Annotated in this window: 18 protein-coding genes and 2 tRNA genes; 13 read left to right on the plus strand and 7 right to left on the minus strand. The window is 71.9% G+C overall.

The annotated features are described in order from the left end of the window. The first annotated feature begins 13 nt into the window (after nucleotides 1-13). From LQK89_RS06935 to LQK89_RS06965, 7 genes are all read left to right on the plus strand, one after another. A complete protein-coding gene (locus LQK89_RS06935; protein WP_175326286.1) occupies nucleotides 14-1120 on the plus strand; it encodes an ABC transporter permease in 1107 nt (368 codons plus the stop codon). Between the two features lie 2 nt (nucleotides 1121-1122). Next, nucleotides 1123-2118, plus strand: a complete 996-nt coding sequence (locus LQK89_RS06940) for an ABC transporter permease (protein WP_058742427.1) — start codon at nucleotides 1123-1125, stop codon at nucleotides 2116-2118. Next, nucleotides 2115-3800 (plus strand): ABC transporter ATP-binding protein, encoded by a 1686-nt coding sequence (locus LQK89_RS06945; RefSeq protein WP_231050567.1) that lies wholly within the window; start codon nucleotides 2115-2117, stop codon nucleotides 3798-3800. Before LQK89_RS06940 ends, LQK89_RS06945 begins: the two co-directional genes overlap by 4 nt. Before the next feature lie 146 nt (nucleotides 3801-3946). Next, nucleotides 3947-4879: an ATP-binding cassette domain-containing protein gene (locus tag LQK89_RS06950; protein ID WP_231050568.1), complete on the plus strand. Its 933-nt coding sequence runs from the start codon at nucleotides 3947-3949 to the stop codon at nucleotides 4877-4879. Beyond that, nucleotides 4876-5889, plus strand: coding sequence for a D-isomer specific 2-hydroxyacid dehydrogenase family protein (locus LQK89_RS06955; RefSeq protein WP_231050569.1), 1014 nt, complete (start codon nucleotides 4876-4878; stop codon nucleotides 5887-5889). The genes LQK89_RS06950 and LQK89_RS06955 overlap by 4 nt, the downstream gene beginning before the upstream one ends. 128 nt (nucleotides 5890-6017) lie before the next feature. Next, nucleotides 6018-6090, plus strand: a tRNA-Asn gene (locus LQK89_RS06960). Nucleotides 6091-6347: 257 nt separating this feature from the next. Next, the gene (locus LQK89_RS06965) at nucleotides 6348-6836 is read left to right on the plus strand and encodes a hypothetical protein (protein ID WP_231050570.1); all 489 of its coding nucleotides are present in this window, start codon (nucleotides 6348-6350) and stop codon (nucleotides 6834-6836) included. Nucleotides 6837-6902: 66 nt separating this feature from the next. Here the strand turns inward: LQK89_RS06965 and def are convergent, their stop codons facing one another. After that, a complete protein-coding gene (gene def, locus LQK89_RS06970; protein WP_231050571.1) occupies nucleotides 6903-7478 on the minus strand; it encodes a peptide deformylase in 576 nt (191 codons plus the stop codon). Between the two features lie 39 nt (nucleotides 7479-7517). Between def and LQK89_RS06975 the strand changes: the two genes are divergently transcribed. From LQK89_RS06975 to LQK89_RS07000, 6 genes are all read left to right on the plus strand, one after another. Continuing rightward, complete coding sequence (locus tag LQK89_RS06975) at nucleotides 7518-8429, plus strand: multidrug DMT transporter permease (protein WP_175326291.1); 912 nt, start codon at nucleotides 7518-7520, stop codon at nucleotides 8427-8429. A gap of 212 nt (nucleotides 8430-8641) precedes the next feature. Then, on the plus strand, nucleotides 8642-9853 hold the full coding sequence (locus LQK89_RS06980) for a glycosyltransferase (protein ID WP_174778355.1): 1212 nt from the start codon (nucleotides 8642-8644) through the stop codon (nucleotides 9851-9853). Nucleotides 9854-9864: 11 nt separating this feature from the next. Then, nucleotides 9865-9939: transfer RNA gene (locus LQK89_RS06985), tRNA-Ile, on the plus strand. 34 nt (nucleotides 9940-9973) lie between these two features. Further along, nucleotides 9974-11101 carry an AI-2E family transporter gene (locus LQK89_RS06990; protein ID WP_083519862.1) on the plus strand — a complete coding sequence of 376 codons (1128 nt, stop codon included), beginning with the start codon at nucleotides 9974-9976 and terminating at the stop codon, nucleotides 11099-11101. Further along, nucleotides 11098-11931, plus strand: a complete 834-nt coding sequence (locus LQK89_RS06995; RefSeq protein ID WP_231050572.1) for a DUF1684 domain-containing protein — start codon at nucleotides 11098-11100, stop codon at nucleotides 11929-11931. The genes LQK89_RS06990 and LQK89_RS06995 overlap by 4 nt, the downstream gene beginning before the upstream one ends. 173 nt (nucleotides 11932-12104) lie before the next feature. Further along, complete coding sequence (locus LQK89_RS07000; RefSeq protein WP_058741346.1) at nucleotides 12105-12605, plus strand: DUF3145 domain-containing protein; 501 nt, start codon at nucleotides 12105-12107, stop codon at nucleotides 12603-12605. 386 nt (nucleotides 12606-12991) lie between these two features. On the opposite strand, the gene LQK89_RS07005 is transcribed toward LQK89_RS07000, so the two are convergent. The 6 genes from LQK89_RS07005 to aceE form a co-directional block, all read right to left on the minus strand. Next, nucleotides 12992-14236, minus strand: a complete 1245-nt coding sequence (locus tag LQK89_RS07005) for a beta-ketoacyl-[acyl-carrier-protein] synthase family protein (protein ID WP_231050573.1) — start codon at nucleotides 14234-14236, stop codon at nucleotides 12992-12994. 117 nt (nucleotides 14237-14353) lie between these two features. Continuing rightward, complete coding sequence (locus LQK89_RS07010; RefSeq protein ID WP_058741348.1) at nucleotides 14354-14602, minus strand: acyl carrier protein; 249 nt, start codon at nucleotides 14600-14602, stop codon at nucleotides 14354-14356. A gap of 82 nt (nucleotides 14603-14684) precedes the next feature. Beyond that, nucleotides 14685-15740: a beta-ketoacyl-ACP synthase III gene (locus LQK89_RS07015; RefSeq protein WP_058741349.1), complete on the minus strand. Its 1056-nt coding sequence runs from the start codon at nucleotides 15738-15740 to the stop codon at nucleotides 14685-14687. Further along, nucleotides 15737-16693: an ACP S-malonyltransferase gene (locus LQK89_RS07020; RefSeq protein WP_058741350.1), complete on the minus strand. Its 957-nt coding sequence runs from the start codon at nucleotides 16691-16693 to the stop codon at nucleotides 15737-15739. Before LQK89_RS07020 ends, LQK89_RS07015 begins: the two co-directional genes overlap by 4 nt. A 78-nt stretch (nucleotides 16694-16771) precedes the next feature. Then, a complete protein-coding gene (locus LQK89_RS07025; protein ID WP_141861245.1) occupies nucleotides 16772-18001 on the minus strand; it encodes a PucR family transcriptional regulator in 1230 nt (409 codons plus the stop codon). Between the two features lie 7 nt (nucleotides 18002-18008). Beyond that, a complete protein-coding gene (aceE, locus tag LQK89_RS07030) occupies nucleotides 18009-20753 on the minus strand; it encodes a pyruvate dehydrogenase (acetyl-transferring), homodimeric type (RefSeq protein ID WP_231050574.1) in 2745 nt (914 codons plus the stop codon). Nucleotides 20754-20905 lie beyond the last annotated feature (152 nt).

Raw genomic sequence — 20905 nt, forward strand, 5'->3', positions numbered from 1 at the left:
GGCACCCGTCCTCGTGACCCTCAGCACCCCGGAGGCGGCCTCGGAGCTGGCCACCGACCCCACCAAGCCCCAGGCACAGCGACGTGCCCGCGGGCAGGGCGGCGGGCTCGGCCGGTACATCCTGGTCCGCTTCCTCCTCATCTTCCCGACCGTGTTCATCCTGGTCACGCTCGTCTTCTTCCTGATGCGCGTCATCGGCAACCCGATCACCGCGTCCGTCGGTGGTCGCCTGACGCCGGCGCAGCTCCAGGAGCGCCTGCACGCCGCCGGGTACGACCGGCCGGTCATCGTGCAGTACCTCGAGTACCTCGGCAACATCGTCCGCGGCGACTTCGGCACGACGTCGACCGACAACCGTCCGATCACCGAGATCATCGTCACGTACGGCGGTGCGACCGCGGAGCTCGTGTTCTGGGCGCTCATCGTGGCGCTCGTCCTCGGCATCCCGCTCGGCATGCTCGCCGCGTACGTCCGTGACAAGTGGCCGGACGTGCTGTTCCGTGCGCTCGCGATCCTGACCTACGCGACGCCGGTGTTCTTCGGCGGCCTGCTGCTCAAGCTCGTCTTCTCGGTGTGGCTCGGGTGGCTGCCGCTCGGCGACCGCGCGTCGACCCGGGTGTCGCTCGTCCTCGACAACATCCCGGGCGCGACCGGCATCTACATCGTCGACGCGCTCCGCACCGGCAACGCCCAGATCATCGGCGACGTGCTCGCGCACGCCGTCCTGCCCGCGCTGACGCTCGGGCTGCTCACCGCCGGCATCTTCCTGCGCCTGGTGCGCGCCAACATGATCGGCACGCTCGGCTCGGAGTACGTCGACGCGGCCCGCTCGCGCGGCGTCCGGGAGGCTCGTCTCGTCCGGACGCACGCGTTCCGTCCGGCGCTGGTCCCGATCATCACCGTGATGGGTCTGCAGATCGCCATGCTGCTCGGCGGCTCGGTGCTCACCGAGACCACCTTCGGTTGGCGAGGACTCGGCTTCGAGCTCAACCAGTACCTGTCGGCCCGCGACTTCGTCGCGGTCCAGGGCATCGTCGCGATGCTCGCCGTGATCGTCGCCGTGACGAACTTCGTCGTCGACGTCGTCGCGGCGCTCATCGACCCGAGAGTGAGGTTCTAGCGATGGCCGACGTCTCGCTCGTCGACCGCCACGAGCCGCTCTGGAAGCGGCTGCCCGTGGTGGTCCAGCTCCGCCGGAGCACCGGCTGGCAGCGCGCCATGCTCATCACCGGCGTGGTCATCTGCGCCCTGTACCTGATCGTCGCGATCGCGGCGCCGCTCATCGCCCCGTACGGCTTCGGCCAGCTGCAGGGCGCCGACGGCCAGGGCTTCCCGCGCACCGGTGCTCCGAGCCCCGAGCACATCTGGGGCACCACGGTCGGCGGGTTCGACGTGTTCAGCCGCGTCGTGTTCGGCGCGCGGACCGCGGTGCTCGTGGTCATCGTCGCCGTGGTCGTCTCGATCACGATCGGCGTCATCCTCGGCATGGTGTCCGGTTACCTGGGCGGCTGGCTCGACCGGGTGCTCGTCGTCGTGGCGGACGCGATCTACGCGTTCCCGTCGCTGCTCCTGGCGATCGTCGTCTCGATCGTCATCTCCGGCGGCAACTCGAGCTACTCCGGCGGCATCGTCGCCGCGGCGATCTCGATCACGGTCGTCTACGTGCCGCAGTACTTCCGCGTCGTCCGTGCCGAGGCCGTCCGGCTGAAGAACGAGGCCTTCGTCGAGTCCGCCCGCGTGGTGGGCACGAACCCGTGGCGGATCATGACGCGCCACGTGCTCCGCAACTCGACTCGGTCGCTCCCGCTCATCCTCACGCTCAACGCGAGCGACGCGATCCTGACGCTCGCCGGCCTCGGGTTCCTCGGGTTCGGCATCGGCCCGACCGCCGGGGCCGAGTGGGGCTACGACCTCAGCCGCGCGCTGTCCGACGTCGCCTCCGGCGTCTGGTGGACCGGCGTGTTCCCCGGCGTCGCGATCGTCGTGCTCGTGCTCGGCGTGACCTTCATCGGCGAGAGCCTCAACGACATCTCCGACCCGCGTCTCCGCGCCCGTCGCCGGCTGAAGCAGCTGGTGTCGCGCAAGCAGGCCGCGACCACGGAAGGGGCGACGGCATGACCGACGCAGCGAACGACCAGCAGCACGCACCCGTCGCGGTCGTCGATGACCTGACCGTCACCTTCGCGACCGACGGCGGCGCCGTCGACGCCGTGAAGGGTGTCAGCCTGGACGTCCGTCCCGGCGAGGTCCTGGCACTGGTCGGCGAGTCCGGATCGGGCAAGTCCGTCACGGCCCGGAGCATGCTCCGCCTCATGCCGGAGACGGCGACGCTCGGCGGCGCGGTGTACCTCGACGGGACCGACGTCGTCAGCGTCGGCCCGGCGAAGCTGCGGGAGCTCCGCGGGACCGCCGGTGCGATGGTGTTCCAGGAGCCGTCCACGGCGCTCAACCCGGTCTTCACCGTCGGGTGGCAGATCGCCGAGGGCCTCCGGGCGCACGGCGGCGTCTCGAAGAAGGAGGCGCGGGCGAAGGCGATCGACTACCTGCGGCGGGTGGGCATCCCCGACCCGGAGCAGCGCGTCGACCACTACCCGCACCAGTTCTCCGGCGGGCAGAAGCAGCGCGTCGTCATCGCGTCCGCCCTGGCCCTCGAACCGAGCGTCATCATCGCCGACGAGCCGACCACCGCGCTCGACGTGACGGTGCAGGCGGAGATCCTGGACCTGCTCCGCCGCTGCCGCGACGAGTTCGGCGCGGCGATCGTCATCATCACGCACAACATGGGCGTCGTCGCCGACCTGGCCGACCGCGTCGCCGTGATGTACCAGGGCGAGCTGGTCGAGGAGGCCCCGGTCGCCGAGCTCTTCGCGGCACCGCAGGCCGACTACACGAAGAAGCTCCTCGCCGCCGTGCCCCGGCTCGAGGCGTCGACCGGGACCGCCCGTCGTGCCGCGATCACCGAGGACGTCGAGCCGCTCGTGTCGGCCCGCGGGCTGGAGATCGAGTACCCGGGCCGGCTCGGCTCGCCGGCGTTCCGCGCGGTGAAGGGCGTCGACCTGGCGATCCGTCCGGGCGAGGTCCTCGGCCTGGTGGGGGAGTCCGGCTCCGGCAAGACCACCATCGGCCGGGCCATCGCGGGCCTGACGCGGATCACGGGCGGGTCGCTGAACGTCCTCGGGACCGAGATGCTCGGGTACCGCGAGCGGGACTTCAAGCGGCACCGGAAGGACATCGGGTTCGTGTTCCAGGACCCGGCGACCTCGTTCAACCCGCTGCTGACGATCGCGGAGTGCGTCGCCGAACCCCTCGTCGTGCACGGCGAGGTCCGGAACCCCCGAGCCGCCCGGAAGCGCGTCGACGAGTTGCTCGAGGCGGTGCAGCTGCCCGCCGCGTACGGCGACCGCTACCCGCACGAGCTCTCCGGTGGCCAGCGGCAGCGCGCGTCGCTCGCCCGGTCGCTCGCGCTCCGGCCGAAGCTGCTCATCGCCGACGAGCCGACGAGCGCGCTCGACGTGTCCGTGCAGGCCCGCGTGCTCGAGCTGTTCCTCGAGCTCCAGCAGGACCTCGGCTTCGCCTCGCTGTTCATCAGCCACGACCTGGCGGTCGTGGGGGCGCTGTCGGACCGCATCGCGGTCCTCTACCGCGGTGACCTCGTGGAGACCGGCACGACCGCCGAGGTGCTCGGGGCGCCCCAGCACCCGTACACGCAGCGGCTCCTCGCGTCGCTGCCGGTCCCGGACCCGGCCGAGCAGGCCGAGCGACGGCGTACGCTGGTCGAACTGGAGCACGCCGGGTCCTGATCCGGTGGCGACCAGCCTGGAGGCGCGACCCGCGTCCGCGACGCGGGTCGCGCCTCCAGGCGGTCACCTCCACCGCACCACGTCGTGACCGCACCGTCGCGACCGACAGGCGCGGTCGCAGTCAGGGGCGCCGCGGAAGGGGATCCATGATCGCGGTGAACGGCCCGGCGGTCGTCGCAGACGACGTCTCGATCGAGTACCGGGGGGCTCGCGGCGCAGCCGCGATCCGGGCCGTCGACGGGGTGAGCCTGACCGTCCGACAGGGGGAGATCCTCGCCGTGCTCGGCGAGTCCGGCTCGGGCAAGTCCACGTTCGCCGCGGCGATCGCCGGACAGCTCGGCGCGACCGGCGAGGGCGAGGGGGCGCACCGACGGCACATCACCGGTGGCGAGCTCACCGTGCTCGGGCAGAAGGTCCGCGGGCTCCGGCCGACGTCGCGGAAGGCCGCCCGGCTGACCGGTCGGATCGGGTACCTGCCGCAGGACGGCGCCGACCGGCTGAGCCCGGACCTGACCGTCGGCGAGGCGATCGCCGAACCCATCTACGTGCGCGACCGTCGCTTCGACCGGAAGGAGGCCGGGCTCATCGTGGCCCGCCTGGTCGACGCCGTGCACCTGCCGCTCGGGGTCATGCGACTGAACACCTGGGAGCTCTCGAGCGGCCAGCGGCAGCGCGTCGCCCTCGCCCGGGCGCTCGTCCTCGAGCCGCAGCTCCTCGTCGCCGACGAGCCGGCCCGCGGTGTCGACGTGCTCGTGCGGCAGTCCGTGCTCGAGGCGCTCACCAACCTGCAGCGAGGCCGGCAGTTCTCCGCCGTGGTCGTCTCGAGCGACCTCCGCGAGGCCCGTGCCCTGGCCGACCGCGTCGCCGTGATGGCCGAAGGCCGTGTGGTCGGGCTCGGCACCTTCGACGAGGTCCTCGACAACCCCGTCGACCCGTACGTCAAGACCCTGGCGGCGACGGCGTCCCGGCCGGTCAAGCGCCGACCTGCCACCGCTTCCGGGGCCCGGTCCGCCGCACCCCGTCGGCCCGTCGCCGCGGCCGGCACCGGCCCTCGCGCCGAACGACAGGAGCACGCATGACGACCACCACCGGGACCTCCACCCGCGGGCACCGTGCAGTCGTGACCGACGCCGGCGCACCGCTCCCGGTGGCGCCGCCCACCGCCGGACCGGTCGCGATCCTGCCGTCGCCGGCCGACCTGCACGTCGCCGCGGTCACCGAGGCCGGCGGGACGGTCGCACCGCTCGACGAGGACACCCGCGCGGTCGTCTGGCTCGACGCGCGCGACCCCGACGGGCTCGCCGCGGCGCTCGACCGGGCCCCGGGAGTCGGGTGGGTGCAGCTGCCGTTCGCGGGGGTGGACGCGTTCGCGCACCTCATCGAGGAGCACGGGGACCGGGTGCTCTTCACCTCGGCCAAGGGCGCGTACGCCGAACCCGTCGCTGAGCACGCCCTCGCCCTGACGCTCGCGACGCTGCGTGTCCTGCCGAAGCGTGCGCGGGCGACCTCGTGGGCGACCGAGCCCGAGGGTGTCTCACTGTACGGCCGGAACGTCGTGGTCATCGGCGCCGGGGGCATCGCGCTCGAGTACATCCGACTGCTCGCACCGTTCGAGGTGTCGGTGACCGTGGTGCGGCGCTCGAGCGACCCGGTGCCGGGCGCCGACCGGACCGTCACGACGGACGAGCTCGACGCCGTGCTGCCGGACGCCGACGTCGTGATGGTCGCCGCGGCGATGACGAGCGGCACCGCGAAGCTCCTCGGGGCACCGCAGTTCGCCCGCATGAAGCCGAGCGCCCGGATCGTGAACATCGCCCGCGGCGGTCTGGTCGACACGGACGCCCTGGTGGCCGCACTGCACGACGGCGAGGTCGCCGGCGCGGGGCTGGACGTCACGGACCCCGAGCCGCTGCCGGACGGACACCCGCTGTGGACCACACCAGGGGTCGTCATCACGCCGCACCAGGCGGACACGCCGGAGATGGTGGCGCCGCTCCTCGCCGAGCGCGTGCGCACGAACACGACCGCGTTCCTGGGCGGAGCGGGCGAGGGGTTCGTCGGGGTGGTCGACCCCGCCGCCGGGTACTGACCGCGCGCGGTCGTCGCAGGGTCCGCGTGCGGCGCGCCCGGGATGCGCGGCGGATGCGCGGAGCGGCCGCTGCGTCCTGCTATGCTGGTACCCGTTGTTCGCAGGGGGTTCACCTCGGCGGGCAGTGATCCTCGATAGCTCAATTGGCAGAGCAGCCGGCTGTTAACCGGCAGGTTGTTGGTTCGAGTCCAACTCGGGGAGCAGGCAGGCCCTCACCGTTCGCGGTGGGGGCCTTCTCGCGTTCCGGGGCGAGTCCCGCGTGCGGGGCCCGCGTGCGGGATGGTTGCGCGGGCGCGGTGGTCGGGTGCGCCGAGTCTCGCGCTGGCGGACGAGACGCGCGTCGCGCGCCGCGAGTCTTGTCCGCCGGGCCGAGTCTCGGGGCGGCCGGCTGGGGCGGGCTGGGCTGGCTGCGCCGGGTTCGCAGGTCGCGTCCGGACGGAAGCTGTTAGCGTTCACAGGTGACCACCCTGCGCCGCGCCCTCGCCACGACGGTCATCGTCGCCGCGGCGCTCGGCCTCGCGGGGTGCACGGCCGGTGTCGAGCCCGAGCTGGACGGCTCGGTCGACGCCACCTCCGGGGCCGAGGTCGCCGCGTCCGGCAGCGCGCCGATCGTCTTCGCGTTCGTGTGCCGTACGGGGCAGGGCGACACGACGGAGACCTACACGACCTACGCCGCCGCGTGGGAGGCGGACCGCACGGACTGCACGGCGAAGCCGATCACCGGGACCGAGATGTCCGCGCAGCAGCAGGCCGCGGTCCGCGCAGCGGACGACACCGTCGACCTGCGCGACCTCGCGGCGACCTGCGCGGAGCGCGGGGTCGCACCGTGGACGGCCGCCGTCGAGACGGACGACCAGGCGCGCGTCGCTGCCGGGCTCCTCGAGTACTGCCCCGGCCACCCGGACCGGGACCGCCTGCAGGAGGCGCTGCTCGCCCACCGGGGGTGACCCGCGCCTCCAGGCCGGTCCGGTGAGCGCGCCGGACCGCGGCGGACCGCACCGGGCAGCGCTGCGTCAGCCCTCGGGGTGGTCGCGGCCGGGGAGCCAGGACTTGCCCGGGACGCCCCAGCTGCTCTTGCGGACGGCCTTCGCCGCCTGCTTGGCGTAGGGGTGCCCGAGGCGGTCGGCGTACAGGTAGCCGTCGAGGTGGTCGTACTCGTGCTGGAAGATCCGGGCGAGCCAGCCGTGGGCCTCGACCTCGAACGGGGTGCCCTCGGCGTCGACGGCGCGGAGCAGGACGCCCTCGGCGCGGCGCAGCGGGAAGCGCTCGCCCGGGATCGAGAGGCAGCCCTCGGACTCCTCGTCCTCGTCGAGTTCCTCCACAGCCTCGGGCACGAGGGGGCTCGTCCACAGCACGGGGTTCACCGCGACGCCGCGGTGCAGGACCTCGTCATCATCGGTCCATGCGTACACGAAGAGCCGCTTCCCTACGCCGACCTGCGGACCGGCCAGGCCCACCCCCGGGGCCAGGTCCATGGTCTCGTACATGTCGTCCACCAGGGTGCGCAGGTCGTCGTCGAAGACGGTGACCTCGGCTGCGCGCTCGTGCAGGACGGGTTCGCCGGTGATGCGGATGGGGAGAACGGCCATTCACCCAGGTTATCCGGCGGTGACCGGTAGCCTCATCGCGTGACGACGGACCTCCCGATCCCGGATGCGGTGAACCTGACACCCTTCCAGGCCCTGATGATCCCCGTCGCCCTCGTCGGTGCGGTCTTCCTGTCGCTCGGCGCGCAGTTCCAGAGCCGCGGCGTCCAGCGGGTCGAGGCCAAGCTCGGCCGGCAGTCCAAGGGGCTCTCGGTCCGGCACGTGCTCGCGCTGCTCGGCAGCGGGTACTGGGTGCTCGGCACGCTCATGCTCGGGCTCGCGGTCGTCCTGCAGCTCTTCAGCATCACGAACGCGCCGCTCATCGTCGTGCAGCCGCTCGGGGCGGTGGCCCTCGTCATCACCACGTGGTTCTCGTCGCGGTCGAGCGGCCGGCCGCTCGGGCAGCAGGCCCGTCGCGCCGTCTGGACGTGCATCGTCGGCGTCGGGATCTTCGTCGCGATCGCAGCCTTCGTCGGTCGGGAGAGCGCGATCGACGCCGCCCAGCTGACGACGATCCTGCTCATCCTGGTCGTGGTGCTGGCGGTCGTGCTCGTCTCGTTCCGGTACGCCGCGAAGCACCAGGTCGCGCTGTACTACATCGTCGCGGCGGGCGTCCTCTACGGCTTCGTCGCGACGCTCGCGAAGGTCGTGCTCAACCGCTTCGTCGCCGGCACGTTCGACTGGCTCACGGTGCTCGCGATCGTCGGGGTCGTCGTCGCGGCGGCACTCGGCGGGTACTTCGTGCAGAACGCGTACTCGAGCGGGTCGGCCGACCTGGTCATCGCCGGGCTCACCGTGATCGACCCGATCGTGGCGGTCGGCATCGGCGTCGTGGTGCTCGGCGAGGCCCAGGGGGCGCCCTGGTTCGCCGTGCTCGGGTTCCTCGTCGCCGCGGTCGTCGCGATCACCGGGGTCTTCCTGCTCGCCAAGCACCACCCGGAGTCGCGGAGCTGACCAGCGGCGCTGTGCGGAGCTGACCGGCGGCGCTGTGCGGAGCTGACCGGCGGCATTGTGCGCAGCTGACCAGCGGCGCTGCGCGCTGCCGCCCGCCCGCTCGTCCGCCTGACCGCCGCCCGGGTCCGCCGCGAGGCGGACGCGTCCCTCCGGGAGCGTGCGGTACCGTCGAGCACCGACCAGCACCCGCCCACGAGAGGACGACGCCAGCCGTGTCAGAGGACGCCACCACCGCCACCGCCGAACCGACGGGTGCGACGGGCGGCTCCCGACCGCTCCGTGTCCTGATCGCTGCGGACACCTTCCCGCCGGACGTCAACGGCGCCGCCACGTTCGCCGAGCAGCTCGCCGTCGGCCTCGCCGAACGCGGGCACGAGGTGCACGTCGTCGCCCCGGCGTCGAGCGCCCACCACGGCACCTTCGACGAGGAGCACCGCGGCGTCACCCTCACGGTGCACCGCCTGAAGTCGTACAAGTGGCCGTGGCACGCGTGGCTCCGCTTCGTCTGGCCGTGGAGCGTCCGGAAGTGGACCGGCCCGATCCTGGACGCCGTGCAGCCGGACGTCGTGCACATCCAGTCCCACATCGTCATCGGGCGCGGGATCGTGCAGGAGGCCCACGAGCGCGGCATCCGCGTCGTCGGCACCAACCACTTCATGCCCGAGAACCTGCTCGAGTACACGCCCTTCGGTCGGTTCACGCTGCCGATCGCGCTGAAGATCGCCTGGAACGACGCCGCCAAGACCTACCGGCTGGCCGACGCCATCACGACGCCGACGGTGCTCGCCGCCGACTACCTGCGCAAGGCGATCGCCGGGCAGCAGGTCCTCGCGATCTCGTGCGGCATCGACGCCGCCCGCTACACCGCACGACCGGGACGACCGGCCACGAACGAGATCGTCTTCGTCGGCCGCGTCGCCCCCGAGAAGAACCTCGACGTCCTGGTCCGGGCACTCCCGCTCATCCCCGCCGAGCTGCACGCGCACCTGACCATCGTCGGCGGCGGCGAGATGATCCCGAAGCTGACGGCGCTCGTGCACGAGCTCGGCCTGGACGACCGGGTTCGGTTCGCGGGCTTCGTCACGGACGAGGCGAAGCGGCAGGCGCTGACGAACGGCACCGTGTTCGCGATGCCGTCGACGGCCGAGCTGCAGAGCATCTCCTCGCTCGAGGCGATGGCCTCCGGGCTCCCCGTCGTGGCGGCCGACTCGATGGCGCTGCCGCACCTGATCGACGGCAACGGGTACCTCTTCACCCCGGGCGACGCTTCCGACCTCGCGGCGAAGCTCACGACCGTGCTGACCGCGTCGGACGAGGACTACACGACGATGCGCGAGCGCAGCCTGGCGATGATCGAGGCACACGACATCAACCGCACGCTGTCGACGTTCGAGTCGCTGTATCGTGGGGAAGCGGTGGCCTGAACGGTCTCCGAGGGGCGGTAGCCAAGCTGGTCAAGGCAGTCGGCTCATAACCGAACGATCCGCGGGTTCAAGTCCCGCCCGCCCTACGCGAAACGCCCGAGGAAGGCTGACCCGTCTCCCATGCAGTTCAAGCGCAAGCACGACGAGTCGGAGGAGCACGGCCCGACCCCGAACGTGACGTTCGAGGCGACCCGGGTCGGCACCGGCGTCCGGGTCAACGCCTTCCGGATCGGCTTCACGGGGGCGCTCGGCGTCCTGATCGCCCTGCTCGTGGGCACGATCGTCAGCGAGCTGAGCACGGTCCTCGTCTACATCGGCGTCGCCCTGTTCCTCGCGCTCGGCATCGACCCGCTGGTGTCGTTCCTCGAGCGGTACATCCCGCGGTGGTCGGCGATCACGATCGTGGTCGTCGGAGTCCTCGCTGCCTTCGCCGGGGTCGTGTTCGCAGTCGTCCCGATCCTCATCCAGCAGGCGACGAACCTCATCCAGAACTTCCCCGAGATCGTGCAGGACATCTCCCGGCAGGAGTGGGTGCAGGACCTGTCGCAGCAGTTCGCGGGCTCGTTCGACATCAACCACGCGCTGCAGTCCCTGCAGTCCTTCGTCGAGGACCCGGGCAACCTGCTCAGCCTGGGCGGCGGCATCCTGGCGGTCGGCGGGGGCATCCTCTCCGGGCTCACCGGTGCCGTGATCGTCATCATCCTGATGCTGTACTTCCTGGCGTCGATGCGCGGCCTCAAGTCGATGGCGTACCGGTTCGTCCCGGCCACGCGACGCGAGAACTTCATCGACGTCAGCGAGCAGATCACCCAGGCCGTCGGTCGCTACGTCGTCGGGCAGATCAGCCAGGCGCTCATCAACGGCATCCTCAGCCTCGTGTTCCTGCTCATCATCGGGGCGCCGCTGCCGGTGCTCCTGGCGACCTTCGCGTTCCTCGGGTCGCTCATCCCGCTCGTCGGCACGCTGGCCGCGGCGATCATCATCTCGCTGCTCTGCCTGTTCGCCTCGCCCGCGACCGCACTGGCCGCGGCGATCTACTACCTCGTCTACATGCAGGTCGAGGCGTACCTCATCTCGCCGCGCATCATGTCCCGAGCCGTGCAGGTCCCCGGGGCCCTCGTGGTCATCGCGGCGGTGGCCGGCGGCACGATCGGCGGAGTCCTCGGCGCGCTCGTGGCCGTGCCGTTCGCGGCGTCGGTGATCATCATCGTCCAGAAGGTCATCTACCCCCGCCAGGAGCAGTCGTGACCGAGCGGTCGTTGGCGGACCACGTCGCCGAGCGTGACCGCTGGGCCCGCAGCGCGCGGGGACCGCTCGCCCTGGTGACGACGCAGCTCGTCGAGCAGCCCCAGCCGGTCTGGCCCGTGCCGGGGCGGTGGGCGCCGGCCGCAGGCGGACTGACGGTCACGGCCGACGCTGCGGACGACATCGTCGTCGACGGCGTCCCGGTCGACGGCGCGGTGCTCGTCGCCGGCGACCAGGCGGTCGTCCCCTCGACGGTCGCCTTCGCGGACGGCACGGCCGCCACGGTGCACGGGCACACGCTGCGGGTGTGGGACCCGGCGAGAGACGCGGTCACCCGCTTCGCCACGATCGCGCGCTTCGCAGTGTCGCCGTCGCACGTCACCTCCGGCAGGTTCCGGGCGACCACCGGCCAGGAGGACCGTGGCAGCGTCGTCGACGCCGCCGGCGATCCGCTCGTGGTCGCCGGCACCGTCTCGACCGAGGTCGACGGCGTCCCGCTGGAGCTCCTGGCGGTGCGTTCGGCGGTCCACCACGGTGCTGCTCGCCTGCAGCTCATCGTGCAGGACGCCACGAGCGCCCTGCCCGAGGACGACCCCGGCAGCTCGTACTCGATGGGCCGGTTCCTGTACCTCGACGACCCCGGCGCCGATGCCCTCGCCGGCGACGACGCCGGTGCCGAGGTGCTGCTCGACTGGGACCGCCTCGTCCTGCCCCCGTGCGCGTTCTCGTACCAGTTCGCCTGCCCGATCCCTCCCGAGCAGAACCGGATGCCGGTCCCGCTCCGCGCGGGAGAGCGCCACCCGGTCGACGCCACCGGAGCCGTCCTGCACTGAACGGTGAGCACTGACGTCGCCGCGATCCGTGCGACCCGGGTGTGGCGTTCGCAGCCGGTGCCATGCATAATGGGCGTGTCCGCAAGGACATCACAATCGGATACCGATGTCCCGTTCCGGGGCTCCGCACCACAGGTCGATGGGGAAGTCGCACCTGACGAAGCGGAGGAATCGTGAACGGAACGACGACAGGGGTGCTCTACGTGCACTCCTCACCACGCGCGCTCTGCCCGCACGTCGAATGGGCGGCAGGTCGCGCGATGAGCCGCGCCGTGAACTTCTCGTGGCTCGACCAGCCCGCGCTCGACGGCTCCCGTCGGACGGAGTTCACCTGGACCGGGCAGGTCGGCACCGGTGCGGCGATCGCCTCTGCCCTGCGCGGTTGGGAGCACCTGCGGTTCGAGGTCACCGAGGAACCGACGGCGGAGTCCGACGGCGGCCGCTGGATGCACACGCCGGACCTCGGCGTCTTCTTCGCGCAGACCGACGTGTCCGGCAACATGGTCGTCCCCGAGGACCGGGTCCGCTACGCCATGGAGCTCGCCGGGAGCAACGCCCTGGAGCTGCACCGGGAGCTCCGGCTCGCCCTCGGGCAGGCCTGGGACGACGAACTCGAGCCCTTCCGCCACGCCGCCGAGGGCAACCCCGTCGTCTGGCTGCACCGCGTCGGCTGACCCGCACGGTTCCGCCCGCCCGGTTCCTCCCGCACCTCGGACGCCGTCCGCTCCCTCTGGAGCGGGCGGCGTCCGTCGTACCCCGCCACCTGACGTGCTGGGCGGCACCGCACGCGGCGGGCGGCGGCCACGCACGGACCGGTCTCCGGACGCACATGTCGCGCCCGATCCGCGAAGGCGACAGTTCCGCGCGGTTGATCGGCGGGCATGTGTCGCCCTCGCGGGACAGACACGCGTGCGGGGGGCGCGATGTGTCGCCTTCGCGAGGGAGAACGGTGAGCGGGGAGGGTGACGCGGCGGCCGGTGCGGGCGTGCCGGGGCCGGCCACGACGTGACGGAGGCCCGCCCTGCGGACGCAGGACGGGCCTCCAGGCCGTGACCGGGGGTCAGACCGAGCGGAACGCGACCACGGCGTTGTGCCCGCCGAAGCCGAACGAGTTGCTGACCGCCAGCAGGTCGCCCACCGGCAGCTCGCGCGGCGCGGTGGCGACGTCCATGACGATCTCCGGGTCCTGCTGCGTGAGGTTGATCGTCGGCGGGGCGACGCGCTCGTGCAGGGCGAGGACGGTGAACGCTGCCTCGATCGCGCCGGCACCGCCGAGCAGGTGCCCCGTGGACGCCTTGGTCGCCGAGACGACCACGTTGTCCAGGTGGTCGCCGAAGACGCGACGCATGGCGTGGTACTCGGCCACGTCGCCCACCGGGGTGGAGGTGGCGTGCGCGTTGACGTGGACGACGTCCTCGCGGGCGGCGCCGGCGTGCTCGAGCGCCGTGATGACCGCGCGGGCGGCGGCGCTGCCCTCGGGGTCCGGGGCGGTGATGTGGAACGCGTCCGAGGTGATGCCGGCACCGGCGACCTCGGCGTAGATCTTCGCGCCGCGGGCCTCGGCGTGCTCCTTGGTCTCGAGGATCAGCGCCGCAGCGCCGTCACCCAGGACGAAGCCGTCACGCGTGACGTCGTACGGCCGCGAGGCGGTCTCCGGGGAGTCGTTGCGGCGCGACAGGGCCTGCATCGCGGCGAACGCGGCGAGGGGCAGCGGGTGCAGCGCGGCCTCCGCGCCACCGGTGATGACGATGTCGGCCTCGCCCGATGCGACGTGGCGGTAGGCCTCGGCGAGGGACTCGGTCGAGGACGCGCAGGCCGAGAGGTACGTGCGGGCTCCGCCGCGGGCGCCGAACTCCATCTCGATGGCGGCGGCGGGGCCGTTCGCCATGAGCATCGGCACCGTCATCGGCATGACGCGGCGCGGGCCCTTCTCGCGCAGGGTGTCCCAGGCGTCGAGCAGCGTGTTGACGCCGCCGATGCCGGTCGCCCAGTCGACGATGAGGCGCTCGGGGACGACGGACTCGGCGTCGATGCCGGCGTCGGCCCAGGCTTCGTGTGCGGCGACGAGCGACAGCTGCGACGAGGGGTCGAGGCGCTTCGTCTCCGGGCGGGTGAGCTGGTCGGTGAGGAAGCGGCGCGCCTGGCCGGCGAACTCGACGGGGAGCTCCAGCTCGGCGTAGCGCGGGTCCTCGATGCGGGTGATGCCGGACTTCCCGGCGAGCAGCGCCTCCCACGTCTCCGGGGCGGTCGCGGCGAGGGGTGTGATCGCACCGATCCCGGTGACGACGACGGTCTTGTTGGTCATGGAACGACGTGTTCTTTCGTTGGACGAGCTGGCTCCTGCGGGGAGCCGGGGGTGGACGAGACGAGCGCCGCGGCCCGCGGCAGTTCCGCCGGGGCCGCGGCGCTCAGGAAGCTCGCGTCAGGCCTGCGCCTTGACGATGAAGTCGACGGCGTCGCCCACGGTCTTGAGGTTCTTGACCTCTTCGTCCGGGATCTTCACGTCGAACTTCTCCTCGGCGTTCACGACGATGGTCATCATCGAGATCGAGTCGATGTCGAGGTCGTCGGTGAACGACTTGTCGGCGGCGACGGTGTCGGTCGCGATGCCGGTCTCGTCGTTGATCAGCTCGGCCAGGCCGGCGAGGACTTCTTCGTTGGACAGGGCCATGAGGGTTCTCCTTGAGGGGGGTGTCGTTTGACCGTGGGACAGCCTAGGGCACGGGCTCGGTCCGTGCGCGGAGGCGCGGGGACTAGGGGAGGACGACCACCTGGGCACCGAACACGAGTCCGGCGCCGAAGCCGATCTGCAGGGCGAGGCCGCCCGACAGTTCCGGGTGCTCCTCGAGCAGGCGGTGCGTGGCGAGCGGGATGCTCGCGGCGGAGGTGTTGCCGGTCGTGGTGATGTCGCGGGCGATCGTCACCGTGTCCGGCAGGCCGAGCTGCTTGGCGAACTCGTCGATGATCCGGATGTTCGCCTGGTGCGGCACGAAGGCGGCGAGGTCCTCGGGGCGGACCCCGGCGGTCTCGAGTGCCTGGCGGGCGACCTTGACCATCTCCCACACGGCCCAGCGGAAGACCGTCTGTCCGGCCTGGCGCATGGTCGGGCGGGGTGCGCCGGCGGCCCACTCGTTGTAGGTCGCGGTCATGCCGATCGCGTCCCACTTCGAGCCGTCCGAGCCCCAGATCGTCGGGGCGATGCCGGGGAAGTCGCTCGGGCCGACCACGGCCGCGCCCGCCCCGTCACCGAGGAGGAACGAGATGGAGCGGTCGGTCGGGTCGACGACGTCGCTGAGCTTCTCGGCGCCGACGACGAGCACGTGGTCGGCGAGGCCGGACTTGATGAACGAGTCGGCCTGGGCGATGCCGTACGCGTAGCCGGCGCACGCGGCGCTGACGTCGTACGCCGCAGCCGGGGTGGCGCCGATGCGCTCGGCGAGCAGGGACGCCATCGACGGGGTCGCCACGGTGTGCGTGACGGTGCTCACCAGCACGACGCCGATCTGCGACGGCTCGATGCCGGCCTTCGCGATCGCCTCGCGCGCGGCGGCCTCGGCGAGGTCGACCGCTTCGACGTCGGCGCCCGCGCGCTTGCGGGTCACGATGCCGGTGCGCTGCCGGATCCACTCGTCGGAGGAGTCGATCGGGCCGACGAGGTCGTCGTTCGGGACGACGTTCTCGCCGCGGGCGGCGCCGAACGCGAGGATGCGGGTGAACTCGTGGCCGCGACGCTGCTGCAGCAGCGGACGGGAGGCACGGGGAGCGGCCGTCCCGTCGGTGGCGGGGGACGGCGTGGTCGCGTCGGTCATGCGGTTGCGTCTGCTTCCTGGCCTGCGGACTGGTCGCGGTCGCGCTCCAGGAGCTCGACGGCGGCGGGCAGGTCGTCGGGGGTCTTGATCGCCACGGTCGGGGTGCCGCGGAGGCCGCGCTTCGCGAGGCCGACCAGGGCACCTGCCGGGGCCAGTTCGATGATGCCGGTGACGCCGGCGGCGGCGAAGGACTCCATCACGGCGTCCCAGTGCACGGGGTTCTCGATCTGCTGGACCATGAGGTCGACGAAACGGCGGCCGTCGTCGACGCGGGAGCCGTCGGCGTTCGTCCAGATCGGCAGGCTCGGGTCGTGCGCGGTGGCGGCGGCCGCGACCGGGGCGACCCGGGCGACGGCGGGGGCCATGTACCGCGTGTGGAAGGCGCCGGCGACCGCGAGCGGGACCACGCGGGCCTTGGCGGGCGGCTCCGAGGCGAGGGCGGCGATGCCGTCGGCGGGACCGGCGACGACGGTCTGGCCGCCGCCGTTGTGGTTCGCGGGGACGAGGCCGTGCTGCTCGAGCGCCGCGGCGACCGCGTCAGGGTCGCCCCCCAGGACGGCGGCCATCGAGGTCGGTTCGAGGGCGGCGGCGTCGGCCATGGCCCGGCCGCGCTCGGCGACGAGCGACACGGCGTCCGTCGGCTCGAGGATCCCGGCCACGGCTGCGGCGGTGAACTCGCCGACGGAGTGGCCGGCGACCCCGCCGACGAGGGCGCGACGGCCGTCGGCGAGCAGGGCGTCGGCGGTGACCAGGCCCGCGGCCACGATGAGCGGCTGCGCGAGCGCGGTGTCCTTGATGGTGTCGGCGTCGGACTCGGTGCCGTGGTGCGCGAGGTCGACGCCGATCGCGTCGGACCACGCGCCCACGCGGTCACGGACGGCGGCGTCCTCGAGCCAGGGGGCGAGGAAGCCGGGGGTCTGGGAGCCCTGTCCGGGCGCGACGACGACGATCACCCATCGATCCTTCCTGCCCCGGCGGCCGAGGAGCGTGTGGACTTCCGACAGCGATCCGCCGGAGACCTTGTGCGATCCCTATCGTCGCGCGGCAGGCCGCCGGCGGCCGGTGTTCGACTCGGACATGGCGCCGAGGATGAGCGCCGACTGCACGATGAGGGCGTCGCGGGCGTGCGTGGCGTCCCACCCGATGACGTCGGCGACGCGGCGGAGCCGGTAGCGCACGGTGTTCGGGTGCACGAAGAGCTCGCGGGCCGTGGCCTCGAGCGACCGGCCGGTGTCCAGGTAGCACCAGAGCGTCTGGAGGAGCTCGGTGGACTGGTCCTTGAGCGGCACGTAGATTCGCTGGACGAGGGCGGACCGGGCCAGCGGGTCGCCGGCGAGGGCCCGTTCGGGCAGCAGGTCGTCCGCCAGCGCCGGGCGTGGGGCGCCGCGCCAGGCCCGCGCGACGGCGAACCCGGCGAGGGCGCCCTTCGCGCTGGTCGAGGCGTCGACGACCCCGGGGACCTCGTTGCCGAGGACCAGGTGGCCCTCGCCGAAGGACGGTTCGAGGGCCTGCGCGATGGCGGTGAAGGAGACGGGCTCCTCGCCCTCGGGGACGTCGTCCCGCGGGGTGGCGCGGCCGATGACGACCACGAGCCGCGATCCCTGGACGCCGATGAGCACGTCGGCGTCCATGTGCCGTGCGGTCCGCCGGATCTGGTCGACCTCGAGCTGCTTCGGGGCGTTGCCGACCAGGACCGCGACCTCGCCGTGGCCGTGCCAGCCGAGCGCCGCGATGCGGGAGGGGAGTTCGTCGTCGTACTCGCCGGACAGGATGGAGTCGACGACGAGGGCCTCGAGCCGGGCGTCCCAGAGCCCACGGGCCTCGGCCGCGCGGGCGTAGACGTCGGCTGCCGCGAAGGCGATGTCCCGCGAGTACTTCAGGATCGCCTCCTGCAGCATCTCGTCGTCCTTGGCACGTTCCTCGACGACGGTGACCACCACGCGGATGAGCTGCAGGGTCTGCTGCAGGCTCACCGAGCGCAGGAGCTCGCGCGGCGCGGAGCCGAAGACGTCGGCGGCCGCGATCCACGGCGTCGACGCGCTGCCCTCGAGCCAGGAGATGAACGACGTGATGCCGGCCTGGGCCACGAGCCCGACGGCCGAGCGGCGCCCAGGGGGCATCTCGCTGTACCACGGGAGGGTGTCCTCGAGCCGCTTGATGGTCGCGGTCGAGAGTTCGCCCGACACCTGCCGGAGCCAGGAGAGCGCGCGGTCGCGATCGCTCTCCCGGCCCACGGCGGTGTCGGTGCGGGGGGTGCTCACCTGCTGATCAGCTCTCGCCGCCAGCGCTGCCGGTCGTGCCGGCGGTGACGTCGTGCAGGCGGTAGCGGTCGATCGCCTGCTGGACGACGGCCTGGTCGACCTTGCCCTGGCGGGCGAGCTGCTGCAGCGTCCGCACGACGACCGAGGGGCCGTCGATGTGGAAGAAGCGGCGGGCGGCCGGACGCGTGTCCGAGAAGCCGAAGCCGTCGGCGCCGAGGGTCGCGTAGTCGGTCGGCACGAACGGGCGGATCTGCTCCTGCACCTGGTGCATGAAGTCGCTCACTGCGACGACCGGGCCCTCGGTGCCGAGCAGGCGCTCGGTCACGTACGGGGTGCGCGGCTGCTCGTTCGGGTTGAGGAACGCGTGCTGCTCCGCGTCGAGACCGTCGCGGTACAGCTCACCCCAGCTCGTGACGCTCCAGACGTCGGCGGACACGCCCCAGTCCTCGGCGAGGAGCTGCTGCGCCTCGAGGATCCACGGCACCGCGACACCGGACGCGAGCAGCTGGGCCTTGGGGCCGTCGTGCTCGCTCGGCTTGAGCAGGTACATGCCCTTGACGATGCCCTCGACGTCGACGCCCTCGGGCTCGGCCGGCTGCACGAGCGGCTCGTTGTAAACCGTCAGGTAGTACATGACGTTCGGGTCGGCGTGCTTCGGCGAGCCGTCCTCGTTCGTGCCGTACATGCGCTCGAGGCCGGAGCGGACGATGTGCCCGATCTCGTAGCCGTACGCCGGGTCGTAGGACACGACCGCCGGGTTCGTCGCCGCGAGGAGCAGCGAGTGGCCGTCGGCGTGCTGCAGGCCCTCGCCGGTCAGCGTGGTGCGGCCGGCCGTGGCGCCGATCATGAAGCCGCGGGCCATCTGGTCGCCCGCCGCCCAGATGGCGTCGCCGGTGCGCTGGAACCCGAACTGCGAGTAGAAGACGTAGACCGGGATGAGCGGTTCGCCCTGCGTCGAGTACGAGGTACCGATCGCGGTGAACGCCGCGAGTGCGCCCGCCTCGTTGATGCCGACGTGGACGATCTGGCCCTGCGGGCTCTCCTTGTAGGCCAGGAGGAGCTCGCGGTCGACCGAGGTGTAGTGCTGGCCGTTCGGGTTGTAGATCTTGGCGGTCGGGAAGTACGCGTCCATGCCGAACGTGCGTGCTTCGTCCGGGATGATCGGGACCACGCGGTCGCCGAAGTCCGGGGAACGGAGCAGGTCCTTGAGCAGGCGCGCGAACGCCATGGTCGTGGCGACCTCCTGCTTGCCGGAGCCCTTCTTCACGACCTGGTACTTCGCGTCCTCGGGGAGGGTGAACTGCGTGTACTTCGTCCGGCGCTCCGGCACGTAGCCGCCGAGCTCACGGCGACGCTCGTGCATGTACTGGATCGCCTCGTCGTCGTTGCCGGGGTGGTAGTACGGCGGCGTGTAGGGGTTCTCCTCGAGCTGCGCGTCGGAGATCGGGATGCGCATCTCGTCGCGGAACTGCTTGAGGTTGTCGAGCGTGAGCTTCTTCATCTGGTGGGTCGCGTTGCGGCCCTCGAAGCTCGGGCCGAGGCCGTAGCCCTTGACGGTCTTCGCGAGGATGACGGTCGGCTGGCCCTTGTGCTCGGTCGCGGCCTTGAACGCGGCGTAGACCTTGCGGTAGTCGTGGCCACCGCGCTTGAGGTTCCAGATCTGGTCGTCCGAGTAGTCCTTGACCAGCTCGAGCGCCTTCGGGTCGCGCCCGAAGAAGTTCTCGCGGACGTAGGCGCCGTTCTCGGCCTTGTACGTCTGGTAGTCGCCGTCCGGCGTGGCGTTCATCAGGTTGAGCAGCGCGCCGTCGGTGTCGCGCGCGAGCAGGTCGTCCCACTCGCGGCCCCACACGACCTTGATGACGTTCCATCCGGCACCGCGGAAGAACGCCTCGAGCTCCTGGATGATCTTGCCGTTGCCGCGCACCGGGCCGTCGAGGCGCTGGAGGTTGCAGTTGATGACGAAGTTCAGGTTGTCGAGCCCGTCGTTCGCCGCGACCTGCAGCTGACCGCGCGACTCGACCTCGTCCATCTCGCCGTCGCCGAGGAACGCCCAGACCTGCTGGTCGCCGGCGTCCTTGATGCCGCGGTTGGTGAGGTACTTGGCCTGCTGGGCCTGGTAGATCGCGTTGATCGGGCCGATGCCCATCGACACGGTCGGGAACTGCCAGAAGTGCGGCATGAGGCGCGGGTGCGGGTACGACGACAGGCCGCCACCGGCGTGCGACTTCTCCTGGCGGAAGCCGTCGAGCTGGTCCTCGCTGAGGCGGCCTTCCATGTAGGCGCGGGCGTACATGCCGGGGGAGGCGTGGCCCTGGAAGAACACCTGGTCGCCGCCGGACGGGTGGTCCTGCGCGCGGAAGAAGTGGTTGTAGCCGACCTCGTACATCGCGGCGCTCGACGCGTAGGTCGAGATGTGGCCGCCGACGGCGATGCCGGGGCGCTGCGCGCGGTGCACGGTGATCGCGGCGTTCCAGCGGATCCACCGGCGGTAGCGGCGCTCGAGTTCTTCGTCGCCGGGGAACTCCGGCTCGTCCTCCGGCGCGATCGTGTTGACGTAGTCGGTCGTCGGGACCATCGGCACGCCGAGGTGCAGCTCGTTCGAGCGCTTCAGCAGGCTCTGCATGATCTCGCGGGCCCGCTGGTGGCCGTGCGTCGCGACGAGACCGTCGAGCGATTCACGCCACTCTGCGGTCTCCTCCGGGTCCTGGTCGGTCCCTGCGGTGCTGCGCGGGTCCTGGTCGTTCACCGTCACCCTTGACCTCGTTCGTTCTCGTGGTGGTGGACATGGTGGTTCCCGTTCGTGTCGGGTCGCGACCGGCGGGGAAACCCACACCACTCTAGGCCCCACCACCGACCGGCAGCCTGATGGTGACGCGCAGGTGGACACGCGCTTGCATTCGGGTG

It is taken from the genome of Curtobacterium sp. C1, assembly GCF_021049325.1.
Lineage (GTDB): Bacteria > Actinomycetota > Actinomycetes > Actinomycetales > Microbacteriaceae > Curtobacterium > Curtobacterium citreum.

Bases quoted from the DNA above. Each gene is read 5' to 3' on its own strand.
- LQK89_RS06940 (WP_058742427.1), top strand. From the start codon at position 1,123: ATGGCCGACGTCTCGCTCGTCGACCGCCACGAGCCGCTCTGGAAGCGG.
- LQK89_RS06945 (WP_231050567.1), top strand. From the start codon at position 2,115: ATGACCGACGCAGCGAACGACCAGCAGCACGCACCCGTCGCGGTCGTC.
- LQK89_RS06950 (WP_231050568.1), top strand. From the start codon at position 3,947: ATGATCGCGGTGAACGGCCCGGCGGTCGTCGCAGACGACGTCTCGATC.
- LQK89_RS06955 (WP_231050569.1), top strand. From the start codon at position 4,876: ATGACGACCACCACCGGGACCTCCACCCGCGGGCACCGTGCAGTCGTG.
- def (WP_231050571.1), bottom strand. From the start codon at position 7,478: ATGGCCGTTCTCCCCATCCGCATCACCGGCGAACCCGTCCTGCACGAG.
- LQK89_RS06990 (WP_083519862.1), top strand. From the start codon at position 9,974: ATGCAGTTCAAGCGCAAGCACGACGAGTCGGAGGAGCACGGCCCGACC.
- LQK89_RS07005 (WP_231050573.1), bottom strand. From the start codon at position 14,236: ATGACCAACAAGACCGTCGTCGTCACCGGGATCGGTGCGATCACACCC.
- LQK89_RS07010 (WP_058741348.1), bottom strand. From the start codon at position 14,602: ATGGCCCTGTCCAACGAAGAAGTCCTCGCCGGCCTGGCCGAGCTGATC.
- LQK89_RS07015 (WP_058741349.1), bottom strand. From the start codon at position 15,740: ATGACCGACGCGACCACGCCGTCCCCCGCCACCGACGGGACGGCCGCT.